A 22,768-nucleotide genomic window follows, 5' to 3' on the forward strand; every position below is an offset into this window, starting at 1 on the left:
TCAGATGGCTTTCGCGGTGGCGCGGCGAATCTCGTTGGCGAGCGGGTGCAGGATCGTGGGGTCGGCCGCACCCACGAGGCTGTAGCCGAGCCCGTCCTGGGCCCAGGCGTAGCCGTTCGACGTCTCCGTCGTGTGGGCGCGCATCGGCGCGTCGCCGGGTACGCTCATGGGCCGCATCAACATGACGAAGCGCGCGCCGTGCCCATCGTCGTACATCAGCAGCCCGGCGGGCCCCTGCTGCGTGGCGACGAGACGCCCGCCCATGAGGCGGTAGCCGGAGCCGCTCAGGTCCGGCACGGCCACCGGCCGCTTCATCCGGGCGGAAAACCAGCCGGCGAGTTCGTCCCGGTTCGCGGCGGCGAGCTCGACGGGGCGGGTGTGGTCGGGCGCATAGACCGCGTAGTTCATGCTCGCGGACTGGGCCAGCGCCTCGATGCCGGTGGGCACGGGCGAGACCACCTCATGCAGGCCCCAGCCACCGGCGCCTCCGACGAGGAGCAGCAGCCCCGCCGCCATCGCCTGCCAGAACGGAGAAGCCTGCCAGATCGGATGTGCCGGCCGGCGGCGCGCCTCGACGATCCGCGCCAGGTTCAGCCGGGCCGGCACCGGCTCGGCGGCGATGGGCGCGAAGGCGGCCCGCATGTCCTCACGCAGGGTGACCATGCGCTCGACCCGGATCCGTGCCTCGGGATGGGAGTCGAGATAGGCCTCGACCTCGCGCTTCCGCGCCGTATCGAGCCGCTCGTCCACGAGGCCCTGGAGATCGTCGTCACCGATCGGACGCATGCTCATTTCACCCTCCGCAGGAGCGGGCGCTTGGCGGGGACGGAGGCTTCGGTGCCGTCCATCGACTGGATCATCCGGTCCCGGGCCCGGGACAGGCGGGACATCACGGTCCCGGTCGGAATCGCGAGGATGTCGGCGGTCTCGGCGTAGGACAGGCCCTCCACCGTCACCAGCAGGAGCACGCTGCGCTGCTCTTCCGGCAGCGCGTCCAGCGCCGTCATCAGGTCCCGGTGGCGCAGGCCGCTCTCCTGTGTCGGCGCCACCGCGAGGTTCGCCTCCGCCGTGTCCTCGATCGGCATGTGGGCGCCGCGGCGCGCGCGCTGGCGCATCTGCGTCACGGCGAGATTGTGGAGGATGGCGAAGAGCCAGGTCCGCGCGTCGCCGTCGGCCTGGCGCTGGTGCCAGCGGGTGACGGCCCGCTCGAGACAATCCTGCACCAGATCGTCGGCATCGGTCGGGTTGCGCAGGAGGGCGTGCGCGTAGCGGCGCAGGGCCGGGATCAGCGGCTCGATGAGGCGCATCATGTCCATCATCTCCTGTCTCCTGGCATGGGCGGGGCTCCCGTCGGCACGCTGGCCGGACCGAACGGATTTCGGGGCGGCGACAGGGGCATGGACGCCGCGAAATCCTGTTTATTCCACGTCTGCACGAAAAACTTCGCACCCGGCATGAGTATTCGTTCACGGGATATGGTCCCGAGCATAGCGTGGGAATTTTTCGATAGGGTCATGGAATAAGCAGCCGAAGACGTCGTCTGTCCGGCATCACTGCTTGACGATCTTGGATCGAGCAGGAATTACCGGAGACCTGACATGACGATGATCAAGACCGTTTCGGCCGTCGTTTTCGCGTCCGCCTGCACGCTCGCCGCCCTGACCGGGGCCTCTGAGGCCCGGCCCGCCCCGCATCGGATGGAGAGCCCGACGATCACGGGCTCGATCCCGGCTCCGGCGCAATCCGCGTACTGGCTCGGCGGGCCGGACACCGACAGCGGAAACGCCAAGAACCCCGCTCTGCCGGGCTATGCCCAGGCCCGTGGCCAGGAGACGGGCGGCCCGGCCCGCGAGCTGATCCCGAACTAGAGCGCTCACCGCCGAAGTGCATGCCGGTTCGGCGAAAAAGAGCGCGGCAAAACAAAGGCCTAGAGCCGCACCCGACCCAAGGTGGCCGGGCGCAGCTCTAGGGCCATGCCGGCCCATGGCGTCCGTATCCGGCCGGATCGGGCGCCATGCCACGTCGGACGTCGGTGCCGAAACACGAACCTAGAGACGGTGCCCCGCGAAGCGCTCGGCGAGACGCCGATTCCTGAACGCCTCGGTGACCCAGTCGACGAATGCGCGGGTCTTGGCAGGCAGCAGGGTTCGGCTGGCGTAATAGAGCGAGATCGCTCCCGCATCGGCATACCAACCCGGCAGCAGCTGGATCAGGCGGCCAGCCTCCAATGCCGGCAGGACGTCGGGTACCGCCAGCATGGTGACGCCCAGCCCGAGAAGAGCCGCTTCCTGCATCGCCGCCGGGTCGTTGACGACCATGGTTGCAGACAGGTGCGCTGGCATGTCCTCGCCTGCGGGATTGCGCATGGTCCATTGCTGGAGGCGGCCGGTCCGGAGCGAACGCTGGACGATGCCTTGGAGCGGTTGAAGCCCGGTCGGATGGTCGGGACGTGGGCGGCCTTCCATGTAGGCCGGCGAGGCGACCGCGATGACGTGCGCGGGGGCCAGAGCATGAGCGATGAGACCGGGCGCCAGGTCGAACCCGGCACCGATCGCGGCGTCGTAGCCCTCCGTGACGAGATCGACCCGACGGTTCTCGAAATGCCATTCCGGGCGGATCAGAGGATAGCGTTCGAGGAACGGCGGCAAGAGCGGCAGGATGTGCATCGTGCCGAATGTCAGGGCCATGCTGACTTTCAGGGTACCGGCCGGTTCGCCGCCGGCGGTGGCGATCCCGGCGATGGCCGCCTGGATGCCCTCCAGATTGTCCGCGACCGCGAGGCGGAAGGTTTCGCCCGCTTCCGTCAGACTCAGCTTCCGCGTCGAACGATGAAACAGCCTCACACCGAGGTTCCGCTCCAGCGTGGCGACGTTCCGGCTGACGGCGGCCGGAGTCAGCGACAAGCGCCGGGCGGCCTCGGAGAAGCTGCCGTGCTCCGCGCTGCGGATGAAGGATTCCAGGTTCGCCAGGGTTTCCACGATGCCACCTTCAAGGGATGATTGAAGGTGTAGCAACCCAATCCCGGCTAAACCAAGGGCAATACCTCGGCCATATTCGCTCCACCAAGAGGACGGGAGCAGCATCATGGGCCAGGACCCGCAACCGCTCGCCGGCAAGGTGGCCCTTGTCACCGGCGGATCGCGTGGCATCGGCGCCGCCATCGTTCGTCGTCTCGCGCGAGACGGCGCCGATCTGGCCTTCAGCTATTCCGCATCGCGGGAGCGGGCCGACCGGATCGTCGCCGAATTGACGGCATCGGGACGCCGCGCCATCGCCATCAGGGCCGACCAGGCTGACGCATCCGAGGTCGCCGGCCTGGTCCGCCAGACGCATGCCACGTTCGGTCGGCTCGACATCCTGGTCAATTCGGCCGGCGTCTTCGTCACCGGCATGGTGGACGATCCGGAAGCCGACCGTGCCGCGTTCGATCGGCAACTCGATATCAACGTGAAGGGCGTCGCCGCCGCGGTCCGCGCTGCCGTTCCGCTGATGACGCATGGGGGACGCATCGTCTCGATCGGCACGACAGGGGCCGTGCATGTCCCCTTCGCGGGTGCGGCGGACTACGTCGCCACGAAGGCGGCCGTGGCGGCTTACACGCGGGGCTGGGCACGGGATCTCGGTCCCCGCGACATCACCGTCAACCTCGTCCAGCCGGGTGCGATCGACACCGAGATGAACCCCGAGGACGGCCCCTTCGCCACGACACTGAAGGGCCTCGCGGCCCTCGGCCGCTACGGCCGTCCGGAGGATATCGCCGGAGCGGTCGCGTTCCTCGTCGGTCCCGACGCCGGGTACGTCACGGGCGCCACACTGAATGTCGACGGTGGCCAATCCGCCTGACGCCTCCTCTCGACCTCCCTCGCAAGGACACCTCTCCATGCCCTCCATCGGCATCATCGGCGCCGGCCAGATCGGCCGTGCCATTGCCAGCGCCCTCGCTCGGCACGGGATTCCGGCGATCCTCGCGAACAGTCGCGGTCCAGACAGCCTCGCCGAGGCCATTGCTTCGTTAGGCCCGACGATCACGCCCGGCACGCGCGAGGACGCCGCCGCCCGGGACATGATCATCGTCGCGGTCAATTGGTCGAAGCTGCCGACTGCGCTGGGCGGCCTGCCGGATTTCGGCGGCCGGATCGTGGTGGACGCCAACAATCCGATCGAGGCACCGTCGTTCGAGCCGGTGGATCTCGGGGGCGTTTCGTCCTCCGAGATCGTCGCCACCCTGGTCCCCGGTGCCCGGGTGGTGAAGGCGTTCAACCATCTCCGGCCACCGCTCCTGGCAGGCGATCCGGCCAGCGAAGGCGGTCGGCGCGTCCTCTTCTATTCAGGCGACGATGCCGAGGCGAAAGCGACGGTTCGTACGCTCATCGACCGGCTCGGCTTCTTCGGCATCGACCTCGGTTCTCTCGCGGATGGCGGCCGTCTTGCACAGTTCCCAGGGGGGCCGTTGCCGGCCCTCAACCTCGTCAGGTTCGCTTGATGACGATGCGGCCAAGCACAACAGCCTTGTCACACCCCTGAAACGACCCCCGCTCTACGCTCCATCGATCCGTACTGCTTCGGCAAACAGCAGGAACACGACCATGCCCTACGTCTCTACATCCGACGGCGTCGACATCTTCTTCAAGGATTGGGGGCCGAGAGATGCGCCAGCCATCGTCTTCCATCATGGCTGGCCGCTCTCCTCCGACGATTGGGACACGCAGATGCTCTTCTTCCTCGCGAAGGGTTTCCGGGTGGTCGCACATGACAGGCGCGGTCACGGTCGCTCGGCGCAGGTCTCTGATGGGCACACGATGGACGCTTACGCCGCGGATGCGGCCGCCGTCGTCCGGCACCTCGACCTGCGCGACGCCGTCCATGTCGGCCATTCCACCGGGGGCGGTGAGGTCGCCCGCTATGTCGCCCGGCACGGTCAACCGGACGGCCGGGTCGCCAAGGTCGTGCTCGTCAGCGCCGTGACGCCGCTCATGCTCGAGACCGCCGACAATCCGGGCGGCCTGCCGGTCGAGGTCTTCGATGGTTTCCGTCAGGCGCTCGCCGCCAACCGGGCGCAATTCTTCATCGACGTGCCGACAGGGCCCTTCTACGGCTTCAATCGCGATGGCGCGACGGTGCAGCCCGGCGTGATCACGAATTGGTGGCGCCAAGGCATGATGGGCAGTGCCAAGGCACATTACGACGGTATTGCGGCCTTCTCGGAAACCGACCAGCGCGACGACCTGACGTCGATCACCGTCCCGACCCTCGTTCTGCACGGCGAGGACGACCAGATCGTACCGATCGGGGCGGCGGCGCGGGAATCGATCAAGCTCCTCCGGAACGGGACCCTGAAGACCTATCCCGGCTTCAGCCACGGCATGCTGACCGTCAATGCCGACACGCTCAACACCGACATTCTCGCCTTCGTGAGGGGGTAGGTTCTCCCCTGCACGAGGGCTGCGGTGACGTGGTCCGCCGACCGTGAGGATCGTCCGGCAGCGTCGATCGGCTGCCGGCGCCATGCGCGGTCTCGTTCGAAGTTCGGTCGCCGACCGGCGACGCCGATTGAGGGGAAACGAGGCACGCAATGATCGAAGACACCCCCGAGATCGCCCTTGTGCGTCTGTTCTTCGAACGCATCAACGCAGATCGCTTCGATGACGCGATCGATCTCCTGGCCGAGGACGTCGTCTACCACAACATCCCGCTGCCGGAGATCCGTGGCCGGGAGAACGCACGAAGCTTCCATAAAGCTTTCGGGGTCGGCAGTCGCATTCGTGTCGACTGGCAGCTCCTGCACATCGCAAACGATGGCGATACGGTTCTGACCGAGAGGCTCGATCTCTTCACCGACCGGAACGGCGGCCGCATCACCCTTCCCACCATGGGCAGCATGCGCGTTGGCAACGGCGCGATCACGGAATGGCGGGATTATTTCGACCTCGCCAGTTTCGAGCGACAGGCCGCTGCGCTGGAAGCCTGACTCGCCGCTCTCGGGCGTCGAGCGCAGGGTCCGGATGTCGAGGATGGCCGTATCTATCCAGCGGCCTTCTCGGCCGTGGAGCCGACCAGCGGCGGCGTCTGCTGGTGCTGAACCACGCGCCAGACCTCGTGTGACAGCCGGCGATAGGTCGAGGTGCAATGCGCCAGATAGGTCTCGCCGTCCCGCGAGGCCTTCGCATGATAGGCGATGACGATCAGCCCTTCCTGCGGACGAGAGATCTGTCCCCCGGAGAGCTCGACCTCCGACCAGCGGGGCGTGTCCGCGACGGCCTCGATGGCCTGCGAGCCGCTCAGCACGAAGGGGGGTTGCGGCAGCACCATCAGGCATTCGTCGTCGACCAGTTCACGGTAATGGTCCGCCCCACCGGTCCAGAGACTCTTCTCGAAGGACCAGACGCGATCGTCGTCCATTGTGCTCTCCCACGGGCTGCTGTCTTTCAGAGAAGATCGCGGAGCGCGGTTCGTTCCTGGCGCGGCAGCCTACACAGATGCGCTCCGGCCGATGACGATGCGCGAGCGAGGGGCCTCCATCGTCCAGTCGAAAGGATGGAACAGGCGTGTTCCTGCGCGGCGGCATCTCAGGGGCCGCCATTCCCGTTTGGGGATGACCAGCACTTTTCCGCCTTGAAAATAAGCATTCTGCTCGCTAATTAGGCACTCGCGAGGCCACGTCCTCCCCCTCCTGCAGGGTCGAAGTCCGGGACGGCCCGGCCCTTGAAGCAGTGGGCCGATATGGCTTGGGTCTATCTCGGAATTGCCGGTGTCCTCGAGATCGTCTGGGCATCCATGATGAAGCAATCGGACGGCTTCACCCGCCTCTGGCCGACGGTCATCACCTTGGCGGCGATGGTCGGAAGCTTCGGGCTGTTGGCCATGGCCATGCGGACGCTGCCGCTGGGGACTGCCTACACGATCTGGACGGGTATCGGAGCGATCGGCGCTTTCGTGGTCGGCGTGACGGTCCTCGGAGAGGAAGCCAGCCTCACCCGCATGATCGCGGCTGTCCTCATCGTGTCGGGACTCGTGACCATGAAACTCGCGAGCGCTCACTAACTATCCGGGTCCCTCGTGCATCCGCTCCATGTGGCCGCCGGGGAGGGCGGCTTCGATGGCCCCCCGGTCCCAAACCAGATGCGCTGCGATCAGCCCGCACCGCTCGGCCTAGGATTCCGCAGCCGACAGCTTTGGTCAGTGCCCCGAAGCCCACTCGCTACGAGCGCTTCGTGGGAGGCTTCTCTGCAGCGGCATCGCGCTCGAGCCGCTGGGCCTTCAGCCGAACGATCTGGTCGTCCCGCGCTGTCTCACGGACTTTGACTTCTTCCCAGACCTGACCTGCCGTGTCGGCACGTTCGGCGGCCTTGGCAGCCCTCGTGTCCTTACGGTCCTGCCGGCCGACTTTGTCATCCGTCATTCGATCGTCTCCAATTCCGGAAGCGGTAGCGTGATGACCCATCGCGCGCGGGAAGCAGGTCCGAGGAAAGGCTTCGACGGCGAGTGGTTCACGCCGATGTCGAGAAAAGCATCATGGCGTCAGCCTCCGTATCGAGAGGATTGTCCGAGACGAAAGACCGCCGCTGGAGCGCTCGCTCGCTTGCCTCCGCACCGCATTTCTCCACGTGGACAACGCGGTTCACGACCTGAAGGTTCGGAGCGCCCCAATAGGCCAGCAATGTCGGCCAAGCAGCGTCGCGGTCTTCGCGCCAGACGCGATAGAGCGGCGTGCGATGGTCGACCTCGGCCGTCTTCAGCAGGCGCTTCCCGGAGGCGGCGCAGCGATGGCGCTGATGCGCCTTCAAAACCTTCACCTGGTCGCTCGGCGCCACCCAGAACTTCCAGGCCGTGACGCAGGCCGAATGCCAACGGGCGTTCTTGTTCGGCGTGCCGGTGCCCCACAGATCCTTGTGCCAGCCGAAGCGGAAGACCGGCTGTCCGCAGATGCAGCAATGGCCGGGCCCTCGCGCGTGCGCAGGCTCGCGATAGGGCGAAGGGGGCATCCGGAAGGTCGCGGCGAGGCCCGAACCCTTCTCCGAGCCGAGACGCCACGTCCATCCCTCCGGCTGGCCTGAGCGTGCGGCCAGTGCCCGCGCCAGGCGATCGGCCCGGAGGACGTGGTTGCGCCAATAGCTCTCGACGGCGAGGCGCGGCGTGGGCGGCGTCAGCGGGCGTGACAGCGCGTGCTGCAGGACCGGCGCCGGGAAGAGGGCGGGAAGCGAGCGTTCAAGCCGGGCGCGGGAGCGTCCATTGCGCTCCGCGCGCCACTCCGATGCAGCGGTCACGCCGGATCGAGGACGCGAGCGGGGGAAACCGCCGGTGCCGGTGCCGGGACCGGTACGCCGGCGATGGCATCGGCGAGGAAATTCAAGCGTAGCGCTAGGTCGCTCACCTCGTTCAAGGCGATGGCTTTATCGCCGCTCTTCACCGCCCGGGTGATGTCGCTGATCTGCATCTTCGCCATGCGCGACAGTTCGGCGGAAAGCTGGTCCCTGGTCATCGGTATCCATCCCGGTTCGGCGGTTTCGTGCCTAACGAGGCCTAAAGCCGGAGGGTTACCGGGCGGTTTCAGCCGGCGAACCGAGACGACATGCGGATGCCCGTGCCGCCACTCTCACTGCCGAGGTGCGGGCGTGGGGGTCGGCTGCGCCGGCGCTTGCTGGTTGGGGCCCTGCGGCGCGGGGGCCGGCTGCTGAGGCGCCGTGCCGGGGGCAGCCTGGTCGTCCGACAGCGTCTGGTTCGCCTTGGTCTGCAGCTGATCCGCCGTCTGCTGGTTGATGAGTCCATAGGACACGGCAGCCGCGAGAGCCACGGCGATGACAGCCCCGATGATCGTCTTCGTGAGCTTGCTCTGCATGGACATGCCTCCTGCGGTCGCCCTCACCTGAGGCGTCCTCGAAGGAACAACGGTAATGGCTCTCAGGCTGGTTCCAACTCCGGTGTTTCGTCCCCCTCGAACGGGCGGGCCAGCCACGCTGGAGCGCTCTCCGCCGACGTGGATGCCGACCGGGAGACCGATACTGACGTTGAGCCGGATGCGGATGGAGGGCCGTCGATGGAGGGCCCTCCTGGCGGCCCGTGTCGGATCGTCATGGGCGAGGAGCGGTGATCGGGATCTCGCGGAGCCCCTGAGTTCCGGTCCATCATCATGATCGCGAGCGGTCGTATGCTTGACGGGACCTCCGGTCGGGCGCGTCCTCAGCCCTCCGGCCGATCAGGCTAAATTCGGAGATGCTCTCGATGATGCGCCTTCACACCGTATCGCCGTTACTCGTTGCCGTCGTCATGGTCGGCGTGTCGATCCAGGCTCACGCAGAGGCCCCCGACAAGACGCTGTCCCGGGCGACCGCCAGCGAGGGGGCAACGACGAAGCGGGTGATCTTCTCGTGCCCGAAGAACGTCTTGCTCACGGTCGAGTTCGTCACCTCCGACCCGGCACAGCCTGCGATTGTCCGGCCTCCCGAAGGGCCGGAGATCACTCTGCCGGCGCAGCCTTCGGGCTCAGGGTTTCGCTACGGCGACGACACGCACGAGCTGCGCGGCAAGGGCCAGGAGGTCACGTGGACCGACCAGTCCAAGCACCCCATCGTCTGCACGGAGCAGAAGCCGCCCGCGGGTGGGACAGAGCCGAACTGAGCTCCGCTCCGGCGGCCGTTCGGCGGGCCAAAGGCCGAACGAGTGTTGCCGCCTTTGGCCCGCCCAACGCCTCGATACGGGCAGGGGCAGAGAACGACGAGCGAACGCCTTCGGATCGAGAGACCGCGCCCGGGCAACACTGTCGCTGATCTCGAGGGACTGCGCGGAATGGCCGGGAGCGAATCTGAAATCCGCTTCGTCAAACCACTCGGCCATCCTTCCGAACCGTCGCGATGGCGTGCCTTCGCCGACGCCTGGGCTGTCGTCCGTCGCTGAACGGGCTCGATCCGGTCATGGGGCGGCCTTGTCCCCGGCCGCATGCGGGGCAGCGTCACCCGTGGCGGTGGCAGCGAGACCGAACCGCCCTTATCTGTCGGATCGTGGTGGCCTGCCCGGTCGTCCCTCGACAATCCCCATCGGGCCGGGGCCGGGACGTAGCGCGAACGAAAACGGCCGGGGTTTCCCCCGGCCGCTTAGTGTCGTGACGGCTGATCCGCTTAGCGGAGAAGCTGCAGGATGCCCTGCTGCGCCGTGTTGGCGAGCGAGAGGGCCGAGATGCCGATCGACTGGCGGGTCGACAGGGCCTGGGAGTTGGCGGCTTCCTCGTTGAGGTCCGCGTTCGTCAGGTTGGCCGAGCCGGTGTCGAGGATGTTGATCAGGTTCTTCGAGAAGTCCTGACGGTTCTGCACCACCGAGAGGTTGGAGCCGAAGGTCGAGGACTGCGCACGCAGCGAAGCAGTTGCTGCGGTCAACTGGTTCAGTGCCGTGTTGATCTCGTCATCGGACTGGAAGTTGTTCGTCGTCCCTTTGAGGCCCAGACCTTCGGCATCGAACTTCACACCGGAGATGTCGAGGGTCGAGGTTCCCTTCTCGTTGAAGGTCAGCTTGAGGGTGTTCTCGTTGGCAGAGCTGCTGTTGCGGAACAGGAGGTTGACGCCGTTGTAACCGGAATCCTGGGCCTGTTGCGAAATCTGCGTCAGCAGGTTGTTGTACTGAGTGGCGAGAGTGGAGCGCGTAGAGCTCGTGCCCTTGGCGCCACCGATATCGGTCCCCGTGCTGGTCTGGGCGACGGCGCCCGACACGCCGAGGCCGATATCCGTGCTGCCGGCAGCCTTCACCGTAAGCGACTGATCTGAGCCGAATGCGGTCGACTGGATCGTGAGCTTGTTATTGACGAAGCTCGCGCTGACCTTGCCTGCGAGACCCGTATCCGCCTCGATCTGGTCGTTGATCGCCTTGGCGACAGATGCCTGGCTCACGGCGTTGCCGTTACCAACAGTCGCCGAACTCACGTCGATCAGCTTGGAGGCACCAGATCCGAGCTGAAGGGTGAACGAAGCATTGGGCGCGGGGCTGGTGCTGCTGAAGTCGAACTTGCTCGTGCTGGTGTTGTAGATACCGCTATTGGCGCTCGTCGGCGGAGTTGTGCCGGTGATCGAAGCCTTGGAGGACCCATCCGACGCATCGGTTCCGCCAGCGATGATGGCGGTCACGGCGGCACCCGTGCCGGCGGCGAAGGACCCACTGGTGGCTCCAGATGCTCCGAACCCGAGTCCGATGGTGTCGTTCGTAGCGGTCGCGGTGAGAGCGACGTTGTTTGCGCTGGCGGTGAACTTCAGGCCACCCGTGGAGCTGTCGATCGAAGCAACGGCAGCGCTGCTCTCTGCCTTCAGTGCGGCATTGATCGCGTCGACGAGCTTGGCGCCAGTCGGGTTGTCGCCAAGAGCGGTACCAGTCGCATCATCACCAGCGTTTGTGCCGGCCGTATCCAGCGACCGGCTGTCGATGGTGATGGTCGTGGTCGTGCCGGCATCCGTGATGGAGAAGGTCGCGGACTTGCCGCCGGCAAGCGACGGGGGGGTCGTCCGCAGATCGGCACTGCCGGTCGCGCTCGCTGCCGTACCGGCCGCCGGGGCGACAAGGGTTCCGGCGGCGGCCGTGAAGGTCGAGAAGCCGATTCCGGAAGCGCCACCCGCAGTGTTGCTGATCGGGTTGATCGAGAGCTGTGCGTCAGGTCCGAGATCCTGCGAGGACAGCACGATCTTGCCGTTCGCGGCCGCACCGTCATCAGCCGTGGTGCCGATCTTCGCCGTGACGGTCGAGCCGGCATCCGACAGCTGCTTGTTGATCGCCTTGATGACGTCGGCATCAGCCGCACTGGTCCCGAGGGTACCGCCGAGATTGTCGGTGGCAGTGGTCGAATCCAGCTTCACAGTGACGGACTTGTTGCCGTCGGTGATGCTGAAAACCGAACTCTTGCCGTTAGCCAGATCGGTGGTGGCGCCCAAGGCAGCGCCGGCAACGATTGTCGCAGCCGTCGGCGTGGTTGCGGGTTTGCCGAAACCGATATCCGTGGTCGCGTTCAGCGAGCCGCTGACACTCAGCTTGGCGGCAGCGCCGGTATCCGTGGTGGTGAAGCTGATGCGGCCGTTGGTCCCGATCGAGGCGGAGACCTTGCCGGCGAGGTTCGTGTTCCCGGCGATCTGGCCGTTCAATGCCGAAACGAGCTGATCGGTCGTCACCTTCGACGTGTCGGACGTAACGCTCTTGAGGGTCGAGGCATCGAGGCGCAGCGTGTTCTTTGTGGCGCCGCCATCGAGGGAGATGTCCACCGACGCGTCCTTTGCGAGGGACGAGAGGTCGAGGGTACCTGTTACAGCCGAGGTTCCGGTCGCCACAGCGGCCTGCGCACCAACGCCACCGAGGATGGTGCCCTTACCGCCGCTCTTGTCGGCCAGCGCCTGCTGCGCGGTCGACTTGGCGGAATCCACGAGCTTCTGGAGCGAAGTGATGCCCTGGTTCGCGGCCTGGATCGTCTGCACGCCGTTCGACAGGCCGTCGAGCAAGCCACTGAGGTCCGACGAGCGGGCCGACAGGCTCTGCGAGGTGAAGAAGTTGGTCGGGTTGTCGAGCGCCGACGTCACCTTCTTGCCGGTCGACAGGCGGTTCTGGGTGGTGGTCAGGAGGTCGGCGGTGCCCTGCAGCGAGAGCAGGTTCTGGCGCGTTGCCGCGGTAAGCGTGATGCCTGAAGACATGTTGTCCGATCCATTCTGATCTGGAAGCACCCCTTTTTTGGATGCAGCGTCACCAAACCACGAGGACGTTGCGAAGGTCTTAAGGCGAACAGTCAACGAAACATGTGGGAGATCCGCTGCATTCTCCTCATCTTCGCGGCCTCCGGGGCGATGCCGGATTCCGCGAAGCAACCCTCTCCAATGCGGTGACGTATTGTTAACCGTCCGGATCGATGATCCCGCCCGAGCCCGAAGGACCGGTCATGCCCCTGAAGATCGAACTCAAGCCGTTCGAGCGGTTGCTGATCGGCGGGGCCGCGATCCGCAACGGATCCCGGCGGTCGAGTTTCGTCATCGAGACGATGACGAAGTTCCTGCGCGAATCCGACATCATCACGGAGAGCGAGGCCGATACGGCCTGCAAGCGCCTCTACCTGACTCTCACGGTGCTCTATCTCTCCGACGACGTGTCGGAGATCGAGAACCTGTTCGTGGCCCAGGCGAGCGAATTGCTCGAGGCGGTACCGACCACGGCTCCCTATGTCCGGGACATCAACGCCCACGTGGCGGCGCGGGACTTCTACCGGGCGATGAAGCGGGGCAAGGACCTCATCCAGTACGAGGCCTCCCTGGCGGACCGTCTCGCCAAGGCACCCGATTCGGGAAGCGCCGACTGACCTTCCGGATCGGCCGCCGAGCGGGCAGGGGGCCGGCATCGGCCGCCCGGACCCGCGGGCTCTCGTGGAAACGAGCTCCGGGCACGGTCGATCCCCCCGTCTCACGCGGGCTACCGGATTCACACATCTGCCCTCGTTGGCAGACCGCGTCCCTCTCCCCCTTGTGGGGAGAGGTCAGGAGTGGGGGTGGCGCCGCTTGCCTCCGCAGCTTGAGGGTCGCCCGACCACCCCCACCTCCAACTCCTCCCCACAAGCTCGACGGATCTCGGGCAGGCCCGAGATCCGCTGGGGAGGAGGGCTCGTCAGCGCATCCCGCGACAGGCGTGACGATCGTAGCTCACGCGGGCGCGAGACGGGTGAGGCGGTCGAGGAGGGCGCGGTCGTGGAGGAGGGCCATGCGCTCCTTCGGGCTGAGCCACTCGGCGGCCTCCGCGATGGTCGCGGCCTCCACCACCTTGGCCTGGGCGAGGGCGCGGTCGGTGTCGATCACGCCGCGGGGGCGTTGGGGCATCTCGGGCAGCATCAGGGCATGGGCCTCGGCGAAGCCCGCATCGGCGTGGAGGGCGCGGATCGCATCCGAGTCGTCGAGGCCGGCCTCGGCGTTGCGGGCGGCAAGCGTCCCGGCGGTGACGGCGATGGCGGGCGGGTCGCGCTCCTCCGGGGTCATCAGCAGGCCGAGGCGCTTGAGGGCGAGGCCCCAGGAGAGCTGGCCGCTCGCCCAGGAGATCGGGATCGCCAGGACGAGGCCGAGAATGGTGGGCGACATCCAGAGGAACAGCGAGGTGGCGATGGCGAAGGCGGCGATGCCGGTCACCAGCCCCAGCACCATGTGCCAGCGGTGGCGGCGGACGATGTCGCGCAAGGGTATCGAGCCGTCGTCGCGCCGCTGCGGGTTCCAGCCGGTATCGCGCCCGACCAGGATCTCGAACACCGAGCCGGATTGGATCAGCATGGCGATGGGGGCGATGAGCGCGGAGAGGATCGTCTCGATCAGGCTCGACAGGACGAGGCGGATGGCGCCGCCCGAGGCCCGGCGCACCGGCCCGTCGATGAGGGCGAGGATCAGCCCCAGGAGCTTCGGCGCCAGCAGGATGCCCATGGTGAGCCCGAACAGCTGGAGCGCGCGCACGGGGTCGAAGCGCGGCCAGACCGGGTAGAGCCCGAATTCGGAGGTAAAGTATTCCGGCCGCACATAGGCGGTCTGGAGCACCAGGGCGATACCGACCACGAGCTGGCCGAGCCAGAGCGGTGAGGCGACGTAGCCGGCGATGCCGGTGGCGAAATGCTGGCGCGAAGCCAGCGTCAGGCCCGCCGCCCCGATGACGCGGCTGTGCTGGAGGTTGCCTTGCGCCCAGCGCCGGTCGCGCACCGCGACGTCGATGAGGGAGGGCGGGCTCTCCTCGTAGGAGCCGGGCAGGGCGGGCAGCATGGTCACGCTCCAGCCGGCCCGCCGGATTAGCGCTGCCTCGACGAAATCGTGGCTGAGGATGTGGCCGCCGAAGGGCGGTTTGCCCTTGAGGTCGGGCAGGCCGCAGGCCTCCGCGAAGGCGCGGGTGCGGATGATGGCGTTGTGGCCCCAGTAATTGCCGTCGCGGCCCGACCAGACCGAGAGGCCCGTGGCGATGACCGGGCCGTAGATGCGGGCGGCGAATTGCTGGACGCGGGCGAACAGGGTGTTGCGGTTGATGATGAGCGGCAGCGACTGGATGATGCCGGAATCCGGGTCCGCCTCCATGGCGGCGGCGAGATGGACCACGCAGGGTCCGGTCATCAGGCTGTCGGCGTCGAGCACCAGCATGTGGTCGTAGGCCCCGCCCCAGCGCGAGACGAAGTCGCCGATATTGCCGGCCTTGCGGTGATGGTTCTTCGCACGGTGCCGGTAATAGAGCCGCGCATCCTCGCCCCAGCGCTCGCGCAGATCGAGGAAGGCGCGCTCCTCGGCGATCCAGGCATCGCCCACCGTCGAGTCCGACAGGACGAAATAGTCGAAGGCCTCGCCGAGGCCGGTGGCGTCGATCTCCGCCCGCATGGCTTCCACGGCCGCGAAGGTGCGGGCGGTGGCCTCGTTGTAGACCGGCATGACGATGGCGGTCTTCGTGGCGAGCCGGGTCGGCGGAAGCGGCGCCTTCGGCCGGCGCAGGAGCGTGGCGAAGCCCAGGATCGCGCTCATGAAGGAGAGGGCGATCCAGGAGAAGTTCAGGGTGAAGAGCACGAGCAGCACATATTGCAGCGCCGTCGTTCCGCCCGAGACGGCCACGACCTCGTACATCTCCAGGGCGCCATAGGCGGTCAGCAGCGCCGCCCCGCCGAAGACGAAGGCGCGGGCGGCCCAAGGCCGCCGCGCGGGCTTGGCCGGACGGTGCCCAGATGCGGGGTCCCAGCGGTCGAGCGCCTGCACCGGCATGGGCAGCGGGGCTTCGGGCGGCATCGCGGGCCGGAAGGAAGCCGGGGCGGTGGGGGGAAGCGCGTGCGTGTTCAGGGTGTCCACCGGTAGAGCCAGGTTTCGGTGACGGAGGCCTCCCCGCGCTTGAGCACGAGGCGCAGTTCGCAGGACTTCCCGCCACCCGTGTCGAGCTCGAAGGAGACCCGCACCGTCTTACGGTCGGGATAGCGATAGAGGGTCGGGGCCGCCACCGTGCCGGGTGACGTCAGCAGCGTCGGCTGCAGGTCCGGATCGGCGAACAGGATGTCGCCGGTGAAATCCACCAGGAACAGGCGGCGGTTGCTCCCCGGCGCCTTGCCGCTGCGGGTGCCGGAGACGAGCGCCACGGGCGGCGCCTCCGGCGGCTGCCAGCACCAGTGCTGGCGATAGCTGAACGCATGCTCGGTGCCCGCCGCCAGCGTCGCCTTCGGCCGCCAATAGGCCAGGATGTTCTCGTTGAACTCGGAATCGCTCGGGATCTCGAGGAGCGTCACCGCGCCCGGCCCCCAATTGCCGAACGGCTCGAGCCAGAGCGACGGGCGCCACTCCCAATGCTGCACGTCGTCCTCGAAATCGGCGTAGCTGCGCGCCCGCTGCATCAGGCCGAACCCTTTGGGGTTCTCGTCGACGAAGGACGAGACCTGCAGCGTCTCCGGGTTGCGCGCGGGACGCCAGATCGCCTCATTGGCACCGGTGCGGATCTGCAGGCCGGTGGAGGCATAGGCGCCGGCGCGGGCATCGTCGGCACCGCGCCGGTCGTAGGGGCCGAAGAGGTAGCTCGTGGTCATGCCGCCGAGACCGAGATGGTCGATGGCCGCGCGCGCGAACACCGTGCCCTCCACATCGCACAGCGAATCGCCGCCCGGCCGCAGGCTCATCCTCAGGGACGCGGTGGCCGAGGGGGAATCGACGAGGCAATGCAGCACCAGCGGGCCGCCGGGGCCCGGCCGCTCGACCCAGATGGCGCGGAGTTCGGGGAATTCCTCGCCGCGTGAATCGGCGGGGCGCAGAGTGAGGGCGCGCGCGGTGACGCCGAAGCCCTGGCCGGTGGCGACGAGGCGGAAGAACGACGCCCCCTGGAAGGTGGCGAAATCGGTGAGTTCGCCGCCATCGAACCGGGCGCGGATGCGCAGGCCCGAATAGCCGGGATCGTCCTTGAACTCGGGCAGGGCGATGCCCTCCGCCTCGAACCGGGCGCGGTCGTAGGCCAGCGGCCGCACCGTGCCGTCCTCCACCAGGGCCAGGGCCACGCGGCCGGTGAAGACCGAGCCGCGATGCAGAGGCTCGAGGGTGAAGCCGAAGGCCTCGTTCGCCCAGATCGCGCTGCCCGGCACGGTCCGGATGGCGTTGTACTGCTCGCGGTTGAGCCCCGTCAGGGCGCCGGGCAGGTCGTCGGTGCGGGGGGCGCCATAGGGGCGTTTGGCAAGCTCGCGGGCGAGGTCGGGCACCGTATGGCCGAGGAACGGCGCGCCCTCGGCGGGGAGGGCGGGGGCATCGTCCGCCCAGGCGGTCGAGGCGGTGCCGGGGAGGGAGAGAGCCAGCGCGGCGGCGCTCGCCTGCAAGAAAAGCTCCCGGCGGCTCCGGTCCTGCGGTCCCGTCACCACGGGATCATCGGAGAAGGGTTCTGTCACGGCGCGGCGAAGTCCCGGAATCGTCGGCGTCATTGGACCTGTAATGTCGGCGCGGGAAGGCGCGGGGTGCGATGCAGTATGTCCCGGCTTTACCACGGCACGGCCCGAACCCAACCTTAAGCCGGAAGGAACCGAAACCGTTCAACGGAACGCGGATTTTCCCGGCAGGCAAGCAGTTCGGCCGGGAACGGCGGCGAGGGGCGGCGAGGGGCGATAAGGGTGCCGGACTGGCCGAATAGCCGCGCTTGTGACAGATTCCAGGGGTCGTTCACCTCTTACGAGGCACCTCATGGCGCTCATCCCATGCCCTGCCTGCTCGCGACAGGTCTCCGCGCAAGCCTTGGCCTGTCCGGGATGCGGCCACCCCGGTGACGCCGCCTCCCCGGCGGGAGGCGGTGTCACGCGCATGCTGGGAACCGTCGCCGGCACCTATATCTCCACCACCACCCTGGCGAGCCTGGTCCTTGGGGTCGTCATGTTCGTATGCGTGGCCGCCGTGCTGATCACCCTGATCCTCAAGGGCTGATGCAAGAGCTGATGACTCGGACGGTTCGGACCGGATCTCCGTCCGCGCCTCCGGCTCACCGGCCGCGCAGGCTTGCTACCCGACAAGCCACGCAGTAGCGCAGCCGGATAGGACGCGAGCCGGCCCCCGGCTCGACAGCGGCGGAGCGACGATGACGGCGCAGACCCCCCATTCGACCGAGCCCGCCCGGACAGGCGGACGCAGCCTCACGGCCATCGTTCTCGCCGCAGGCAAGGGCACGCGGATGCGGTCCGACCTGCCCAAGGTGCTGCACGCGGTGGCCGGGCGGACCATGCTCGGCCATGTTCTCGCCGCCGCAAGCGAGGCCGGGGCGACCCGCATCGCCGTGGTGGTCGAGCCGGGGCAGGAGGCGGTGGCCGCCGAGATCGCGCGGGCCGCACCCGGAGCCTCGGTCCATCCGCAGGTGGAGCGCCTCGGCACCGCCCATGCGGTGCTCGCTGCCCGCGAGGCCCTGGAGGCAGGCTCCGACGACGTGGTGATCGCGTTCGGCGACACCCCCCTCGTCACGGGGGCCACCCTCACCCGCCTGCGCGCGCCCCTGGCCGACGGGGCGGCGGTGGCGGTGCTGGCCTTCACGGCGGAGAATCCCACCGGCTACGGACGGGTGCTGACGGAGGGCGGGCGCGTGCTCGCCATCCGCGAGGAGAAGGATGCGAGCGCGGAGGAGCGCGCCGTCACCCTGTGCAATGCCGGCCTCATGGCGCTCTCCGGCCCCCATGCCCTCGCCCTGCTCACGCGGATAGGCAACGCCAATGCGGCGGGCGAGTACTACCTGCCGGACGCGGTCGCCCTTGCCGTGGACGACGGGCTCGCCGTGGCGGTGGTGCCCGTGGACGAGGCCGAGGCGCAGGGCGTCAACGACCGGGTCCAGCTCAGCGTCGCCGAGGCGACGATCCAGGCGCGGCTGCGTCGCGCAGCCCAGATCGGCGGGGCCACGCTGGTGTCACCCGAAACGGTTTTTCTGAGTGTGGACACGGTGTTGGGCCGGGACGTTCTCGTGGAACCTCATGTGGTGTTCGGCCCCAAAGTGACGGTCGGCGACCGTTGCGTGATCCATGCCTTCTCGCATCTCGAAGGCGCGACCCTGGCAGAGGGCGTCAGCATCGGCCCCTATGCGAGGCTTCGCCCCGGCTCGGTGCTGCAGGCCGGCTCGCGCATCGGCAATTTCGTCGAGATGAAGAACGCCCGCCTCGGCGAGGGCGCCAAGGCCAACCACCTGACCTATCTCGGCGATGCCGAGATCGGGCCGGGCGCGAATGTCGGGGCCGGCACCATCACCTGCAATTACGACGGGGTGAACAAGCACCGGACCGAGATCGGGGCCGGCGCCTTCATCGGCTCGAACACCGCCCTGGTGGCGCCCGTGAGCGTCGGGGCCGGCGCCATCGTCGGCGCGGGCTCGGTCATTACGCATTCGGTGCCGGCCGATGCCCTCGCCATCGCCCGCAGCCGCCAGCGCATCATCGAGGGCATGGCCAGCGGGATGCGGGCGGCATTGCAGGCGATGAAGGCCGCCCGTTCCAAGAAAGACTAGCTCCGTCAGTATCGTATCGTCGGACGTGAACGTATCCGTTGAGCCGAATTCAGCCTCGGAGACCGTGAAAGAGCAGGAACCCTGGCCGGATCGTGTTCCGATCCGGTACAAGGCCCTCCCAGAAGGCTTGGGCCGCTCCTTGCGTGGGCCACCGCCAAGATCCCGGTCGGAGACGTCGGAGGCCAGTCCTGCTTCCGCTCCCCGGCCAAGCCCACTCGTATGAGAAGTAGCGACCATGTGTGGAATCGTTGGCATCGTCGGGCATGAGGCGGTGGCGGGACAGGTGGTCGAAGCCCTGCGCCGCCTCGAATATCGCGGCTACGATTCGGCTGGGGTCGCCACGCTGGCCAATGGCCGGCTGGATCGCCGCCGCGCCGAGGGCAAGCTCTCCAACCTCGAACTCAGGCTGCGCGACGAGCCGCTGCCCGGCGCCATCGGCATCGGTCATACCCGCTGGGCCACCCATGGCCGCCCCAACGAGACCAATGCCCACCCCCATGCCACGGCGCGGCTGGCCGTCGTCCATAACGGCATCATCGAGAATTTCCGCGAGCTGAAGGCCGAGCTGCAGGCCGGCGGCGTGCGCTTCGAGAGCGAGACCGACACCGAGGTCGTGGCCCAGCTCGTCAGCGCCGAGATGGACAAGGGCCTGGACCCGGTGGAGGCCGTGGCCGCCGCCCTGCCGCGCCTGCGCGGTGCGTTCGCGCTGGGCTTCATCTTCACCGGCCACGACGATCTCCTCATCGGCGCCCGCCACGGTGCGCCCCTGGCCATCGGCTTCGGCGAAGGCGAGACCTATCTCGGCTCGGACGCCCTCGCTCTCGCCCCCTTCACCGAGGAAATCACCTATCTGGAGGAGGGCGACTGGGCGGTGCTGACCCGCGAGGGCGCCGCGATCCGCGACATCGACGGCAACCCGGTCTCGCGCCAGCGCCAGCGCATCGTCGCCCAGGCCTACCGGGTCGAGAAGGGCAATCACCGCCACTTCATGGCCAAGGAAATCCACGAGCAGCCGGAGGTGGTGGGCCGCACGCTGGCCCATTACGTCGACCTCGCCAATGGCCGGGTCGCCCTGCCCGAGGCGCTGCCGTTCGATTTCAAGGACCTCTCGCGGCTCTCGATCACCGCCTGCGGCACCGCCTATTATGCCGGGCTGGTGGCGAAATACTGGTTCGAATCCCTGGCGCGGCTGCCCGTGGAGATCGACGTCGCCTCCGAGGCGCGCTACCGCGAGCCGCCCCTCGATAAGGCCGGCCTGACCCTCGTCATCTCGCAATCGGGCGAGACCGCCGACACCCTGGCCTCCCTGCGCTACGCCAAGAGCCAAGGCCAGCACACCCTGGCGGTGGTCAACGTGCCGACCTCCACCATCGCCCGCGAGGCCTCGGCCGTGGTGCCGACGCTCGCCGGCCCCGAGATCGGCGTGGCCTCCACCAAGGCCTTCTCCTGCCAGCTCACGGTGCTTCTGTGCCTCGCCATCGCGGCGGGCCGGGCGCGGGGTACCCTGAGCGCCGAGCGCGAGCGCGAACTCGTCGACGCGCTCATCACCGTGCCGGGCCTGATGGCGGACGCGACCAAGCTGGAAGGCGAGATCGAGCTCCTCGCCCGTGAGGTCTCGAAGGCCCGCGACGTGCTTTATCTCGGCCGCGGCACGAGCTACCCGATGGCGCTGGAAGGCGCACTGAAGCTCAAGGAGATCAGCTACATCCACGCCGAGGGCTACGCCGCCGGCGAGCTCAAGCACGGCCCCATCGCTCTCATCGACGAGAGCGTGCCGGTCATCGTCATCGCGCCACACGACGCGATCTTCGAGAAGACAGTGTCGAACATGCAGGAGGTGGCCGCGCGCGGCGGCCGCATCATCCTCATCGGCGACGCCAAGGGCGCGGCGGCGGCCGGCCTCGACACCATGGCGACGGTGACCATGCCCGATCTCGACCCGGTCGTGTCTCCCATCGTCTACGCCGTGCCGATCCAGCTCATCGCCTACCACACGGCCGTTTTCATGGGCAAAGACGTCGACCAGCCGCGCAACCTCGCCAAGTCCGTGACGGTCGAATAGGCCGGAACCGCCACCGGAATCCGTCGATTGTCAGGCGCCCCTCGAAACGGGGTCGCGTGGCGGTCGAAGCGGGGGTCGCATGGCGGTCATACGGGGCCGCGTGGCGGACGCGCGAGACGACGCGGCATGGCCCATTGAATGGCCCGGTTGGGCGGCTCCCTGACGGGCGCACGGCGGCGGAGACCAGGTTTGACGTATCTCACGCTCGCCCTGCAGGGCATCGCCGGTCTGCTGGTGGCAGCCACGGTGCTGCCCCTGATCGAGACCAATCTCGGCTTCGTCCGCAGCCTGGACTTCCCCCGGCTCCAGATCGCGGTGGCGCTGGCGGCCTGCCTCGCCGGCCTCCTCATGGTCTCCAGGGACACGACGTCCCTCATCCTCGCCCTCGCCATGGCGGCGGCTTTGGTCATGCAGGTCCGCTACATCCTGCCCTTCACGCCGCTCGCCGCCACCCAGGCGAAGGCGGCCACGGCCTGCGAGCCGGGAGACCGGCTCAGCCTCGTGGTGCTCAACGTATTGCAAACGAACAGGAATTACGGCGCGGCCCTCGATCTCGTCACGCGTCGCTCGCCCGATCTCGTCCTGCTGCTGGAGACCGATTCCGCCTGGCAGGAGGCCATGTCCCCGTTGCGCGCGCTCTACCCGAACCGGGTCGAGCAGCCGCAGGACAACACCTACGGCCTATTGTTCTATTCGCGCCTTCCCCTGCGCGGCCCCGAAATCCGCTTCCTGCTCCAGGACGACGTGCCGTCGCTGCGCACGCAGGTGGTGCTGCCGGACGGCGAGGCGGTGAGGCTCTATGGCCTGCATCCGCGCCCCCCGCATCCCGGCCATAGCAGCGCGCCGCGCGACGCCGAACTGGTGATCGTCGCCCGTGAAGTGGCGGAAGCGCCGGGTCCGACCATCGTCGCCGGCGATCTCAACGACGTGGCCTGGTCCCGCACGACCCAATTGTTCCAGAGTATCAGCGGTTTGCTCGATCCGCGCCGGGGCCGCGGCCTGTTCGCGACCTTCCACGCGCAATGGCCGCTGATGCGCTGGCCCCTCGACCATGTCTTCTTCAGCGAGCACTTCCTGCTCGGCCACATGGAACGGCTGCCCGGCGTCGGCTCGGATCATTTCCCGATCACGGTCAGCCTCTGCGCCGCGCCGCAGGCCCCCGCCCGGCAGGAGAAGCCCGAGGCCACCGCGGAGGATCACCGCGATGCCCAGGAGGCCATCGAAGCCGTGCGTTGACGAACTGCGAAGTGGTGTCGACACGGTGCC

The 22,768-nt window shown here is 67.9% G+C and carries 23 protein-coding genes; 12 read left to right on the plus strand and 11 right to left on the minus strand.

Features of this window, described 5'->3' with window-relative positions:
- Entirely contained in the window at positions 1–792 is a 792-nt protein-coding gene (locus RQI43_RS05790; protein ID WP_311274534.1) for an anti-sigma factor, read from the minus strand.
- Positions 789–1,319 (minus strand): sigma-70 family RNA polymerase sigma factor, encoded by a 531-nt coding sequence (locus RQI43_RS05795; protein ID WP_056425944.1) that lies wholly within the window; start codon positions 1,317–1,319, stop codon positions 789–791. Before RQI43_RS05795 ends, RQI43_RS05790 begins: the two co-directional genes overlap by 4 nt.
- Before the next feature lie 279 nt (positions 1,320–1,598).
- On the opposite strand from RQI43_RS05795, the gene RQI43_RS05800 reads away from it, so the two are divergent.
- Entirely contained in the window at positions 1,599–1,868 is a 270-nt protein-coding gene (locus RQI43_RS05800; RefSeq protein ID WP_311274535.1) for a hypothetical protein, read from the plus strand.
- Positions 1,869–2,048: 180 nt separating this feature from the next.
- Here RQI43_RS05800 and RQI43_RS05805 read toward each other — a convergent pair whose 3' ends face one another.
- A complete protein-coding gene (locus tag RQI43_RS05805; RefSeq protein ID WP_311274536.1) occupies positions 2,049–2,978 on the minus strand; it encodes a LysR family transcriptional regulator in 930 nt (309 codons plus the stop codon).
- Positions 2,979–3,084: 106 nt separating this feature from the next.
- Between RQI43_RS05805 and RQI43_RS05810 the strand changes: the two genes are divergently transcribed.
- The 4 genes from RQI43_RS05810 (at position 3,085) to RQI43_RS05825 (ending at position 5,968) form a co-directional block, all read left to right on the plus strand.
- Complete coding sequence (locus tag RQI43_RS05810; RefSeq protein ID WP_056425843.1) at positions 3,085–3,843, plus strand: SDR family oxidoreductase; 759 nt, start codon at positions 3,085–3,087, stop codon at positions 3,841–3,843.
- 37 nt (positions 3,844–3,880) lie between these two features.
- Positions 3,881–4,483, plus strand: a complete 603-nt coding sequence (locus RQI43_RS05815; RefSeq protein ID WP_311274537.1) for an NAD(P)-binding domain-containing protein — start codon at positions 3,881–3,883, stop codon at positions 4,481–4,483.
- A gap of 103 nt (positions 4,484–4,586) precedes the next feature.
- Positions 4,587–5,423 carry an alpha/beta hydrolase gene (locus RQI43_RS05820; RefSeq protein ID WP_311274538.1) on the plus strand — a complete coding sequence of 279 codons (837 nt, stop codon included), beginning with the start codon at positions 4,587–4,589 and terminating at the stop codon, positions 5,421–5,423.
- A gap of 149 nt (positions 5,424–5,572) precedes the next feature.
- Positions 5,573–5,968 carry a limonene-1,2-epoxide hydrolase family protein gene (locus RQI43_RS05825; protein WP_056452598.1) on the plus strand — a complete coding sequence of 132 codons (396 nt, stop codon included), beginning with the start codon at positions 5,573–5,575 and terminating at the stop codon, positions 5,966–5,968.
- A gap of 53 nt (positions 5,969–6,021) precedes the next feature.
- Here the strand turns inward: RQI43_RS05825 and RQI43_RS05830 are convergent, their stop codons facing one another.
- Positions 6,022–6,399, minus strand: a complete 378-nt coding sequence (locus tag RQI43_RS05830) for a DUF4440 domain-containing protein (RefSeq protein ID WP_311274539.1) — start codon at positions 6,397–6,399, stop codon at positions 6,022–6,024.
- Positions 6,400–6,720: 321 nt separating this feature from the next.
- Between RQI43_RS05830 and RQI43_RS05835 the strand changes: the two genes are divergently transcribed.
- Positions 6,721–7,041 carry a multidrug efflux SMR transporter gene (locus tag RQI43_RS05835; RefSeq protein ID WP_311274610.1) on the plus strand — a complete coding sequence of 107 codons (321 nt, stop codon included), beginning with the start codon at positions 6,721–6,723 and terminating at the stop codon, positions 7,039–7,041.
- Between the two features lie 157 nt (positions 7,042–7,198).
- On the opposite strand, the gene RQI43_RS05840 is transcribed toward RQI43_RS05835, so the two are convergent.
- The 4 genes from RQI43_RS05840 to RQI43_RS05855 form a co-directional block, all read right to left on the minus strand.
- Positions 7,199–7,399 carry a hypothetical protein gene (locus RQI43_RS05840; protein WP_311274540.1) on the minus strand — a complete coding sequence of 67 codons (201 nt, stop codon included), beginning with the start codon at positions 7,397–7,399 and terminating at the stop codon, positions 7,199–7,201.
- A gap of 88 nt (positions 7,400–7,487) precedes the next feature.
- Positions 7,488–8,264 carry a hypothetical protein gene (locus RQI43_RS05845; protein WP_311274541.1) on the minus strand — a complete coding sequence of 259 codons (777 nt, stop codon included), beginning with the start codon at positions 8,262–8,264 and terminating at the stop codon, positions 7,488–7,490.
- A complete protein-coding gene (locus RQI43_RS05850) occupies positions 8,261–8,479 on the minus strand; it encodes a hypothetical protein (protein WP_056425820.1) in 219 nt (72 codons plus the stop codon). Before RQI43_RS05850 ends, RQI43_RS05845 begins: the two co-directional genes overlap by 4 nt.
- A gap of 114 nt (positions 8,480–8,593) precedes the next feature.
- Positions 8,594–8,836: a hypothetical protein gene (locus RQI43_RS05855; RefSeq protein ID WP_311274542.1), complete on the minus strand. Its 243-nt coding sequence runs from the start codon at positions 8,834–8,836 to the stop codon at positions 8,594–8,596.
- 383 nt (positions 8,837–9,219) lie between these two features.
- Here RQI43_RS05855 and RQI43_RS05860 point away from each other — a divergent pair, with 383 nt between their 5' ends.
- On the plus strand, positions 9,220–9,615 hold the full coding sequence (locus RQI43_RS05860; protein WP_082470113.1) for an MliC family protein: 396 nt from the start codon (positions 9,220–9,222) through the stop codon (positions 9,613–9,615).
- Between the two features lie 497 nt (positions 9,616–10,112).
- On the opposite strand, the gene RQI43_RS05865 is transcribed toward RQI43_RS05860, so the two are convergent.
- Positions 10,113–12,650, minus strand: a complete 2,538-nt coding sequence (locus tag RQI43_RS05865; RefSeq protein WP_311274543.1) for a flagellin — start codon at positions 12,648–12,650, stop codon at positions 10,113–10,115.
- A 242-nt stretch (positions 12,651–12,892) separates the two neighbouring features.
- Here RQI43_RS05865 and RQI43_RS05870 point away from each other — a divergent pair, with 242 nt between their 5' ends.
- Positions 12,893–13,306, plus strand: coding sequence for a flagellar biosynthesis repressor FlbT (locus RQI43_RS05870; protein ID WP_056425938.1), 414 nt, complete (start codon positions 12,893–12,895; stop codon positions 13,304–13,306).
- Positions 13,307–13,643: 337 nt separating this feature from the next.
- On the opposite strand, the gene mdoH is transcribed toward RQI43_RS05870, so the two are convergent.
- Together mdoH and RQI43_RS05880 are read right to left on the minus strand one after the other, a co-directional pair.
- Positions 13,644–15,794 carry a glucans biosynthesis glucosyltransferase MdoH gene (mdoH, locus tag RQI43_RS05875; RefSeq protein WP_311274544.1) on the minus strand — a complete coding sequence of 717 codons (2,151 nt, stop codon included), beginning with the start codon at positions 15,792–15,794 and terminating at the stop codon, positions 13,644–13,646.
- On the minus strand, positions 15,782–17,392 hold the full coding sequence (locus RQI43_RS05880) for a glucan biosynthesis protein (RefSeq protein ID WP_405030560.1): 1,611 nt from the start codon (positions 17,390–17,392) through the stop codon (positions 15,782–15,784). Before RQI43_RS05880 ends, mdoH begins: the two co-directional genes overlap by 13 nt.
- A 256-nt stretch (positions 17,393–17,648) precedes the next feature.
- Between RQI43_RS05880 and RQI43_RS05885 the strand changes: the two genes are divergently transcribed.
- The 4 genes from RQI43_RS05885 to RQI43_RS05900 all read left to right on the plus strand — a co-directional run bounded on the left by RQI43_RS05885 (position 17,649) and on the right by RQI43_RS05900 (position 22,738).
- Positions 17,649–17,885 (plus strand): hypothetical protein, encoded by a 237-nt coding sequence (locus RQI43_RS05885; protein WP_311274546.1) that lies wholly within the window; start codon positions 17,649–17,651, stop codon positions 17,883–17,885.
- A 151-nt stretch (positions 17,886–18,036) separates the two neighbouring features.
- Positions 18,037–19,440 (plus strand): bifunctional UDP-N-acetylglucosamine diphosphorylase/glucosamine-1-phosphate N-acetyltransferase GlmU, encoded by a 1,404-nt coding sequence (glmU, locus tag RQI43_RS05890; protein WP_311274547.1) that lies wholly within the window; start codon positions 18,037–18,039, stop codon positions 19,438–19,440.
- A 235-nt stretch (positions 19,441–19,675) separates the two neighbouring features.
- Positions 19,676–21,502, plus strand: a complete 1,827-nt coding sequence (glmS, locus tag RQI43_RS05895; protein ID WP_311274548.1) for a glutamine--fructose-6-phosphate transaminase (isomerizing) — start codon at positions 19,676–19,678, stop codon at positions 21,500–21,502.
- 189 nt (positions 21,503–21,691) lie between these two features.
- Positions 21,692–22,738 carry an endonuclease/exonuclease/phosphatase family protein gene (locus RQI43_RS05900; protein ID WP_311274549.1) on the plus strand — a complete coding sequence of 349 codons (1,047 nt, stop codon included), beginning with the start codon at positions 21,692–21,694 and terminating at the stop codon, positions 22,736–22,738.
- Positions 22,739–22,768 lie beyond the last annotated feature (30 nt).

It is taken from the genome of Methylobacterium sp. WCS2018Hpa-22, from assembly GCF_031843785.1.
Taxonomy (GTDB): domain Bacteria; phylum Pseudomonadota; class Alphaproteobacteria; order Rhizobiales; family Beijerinckiaceae; genus Methylobacterium.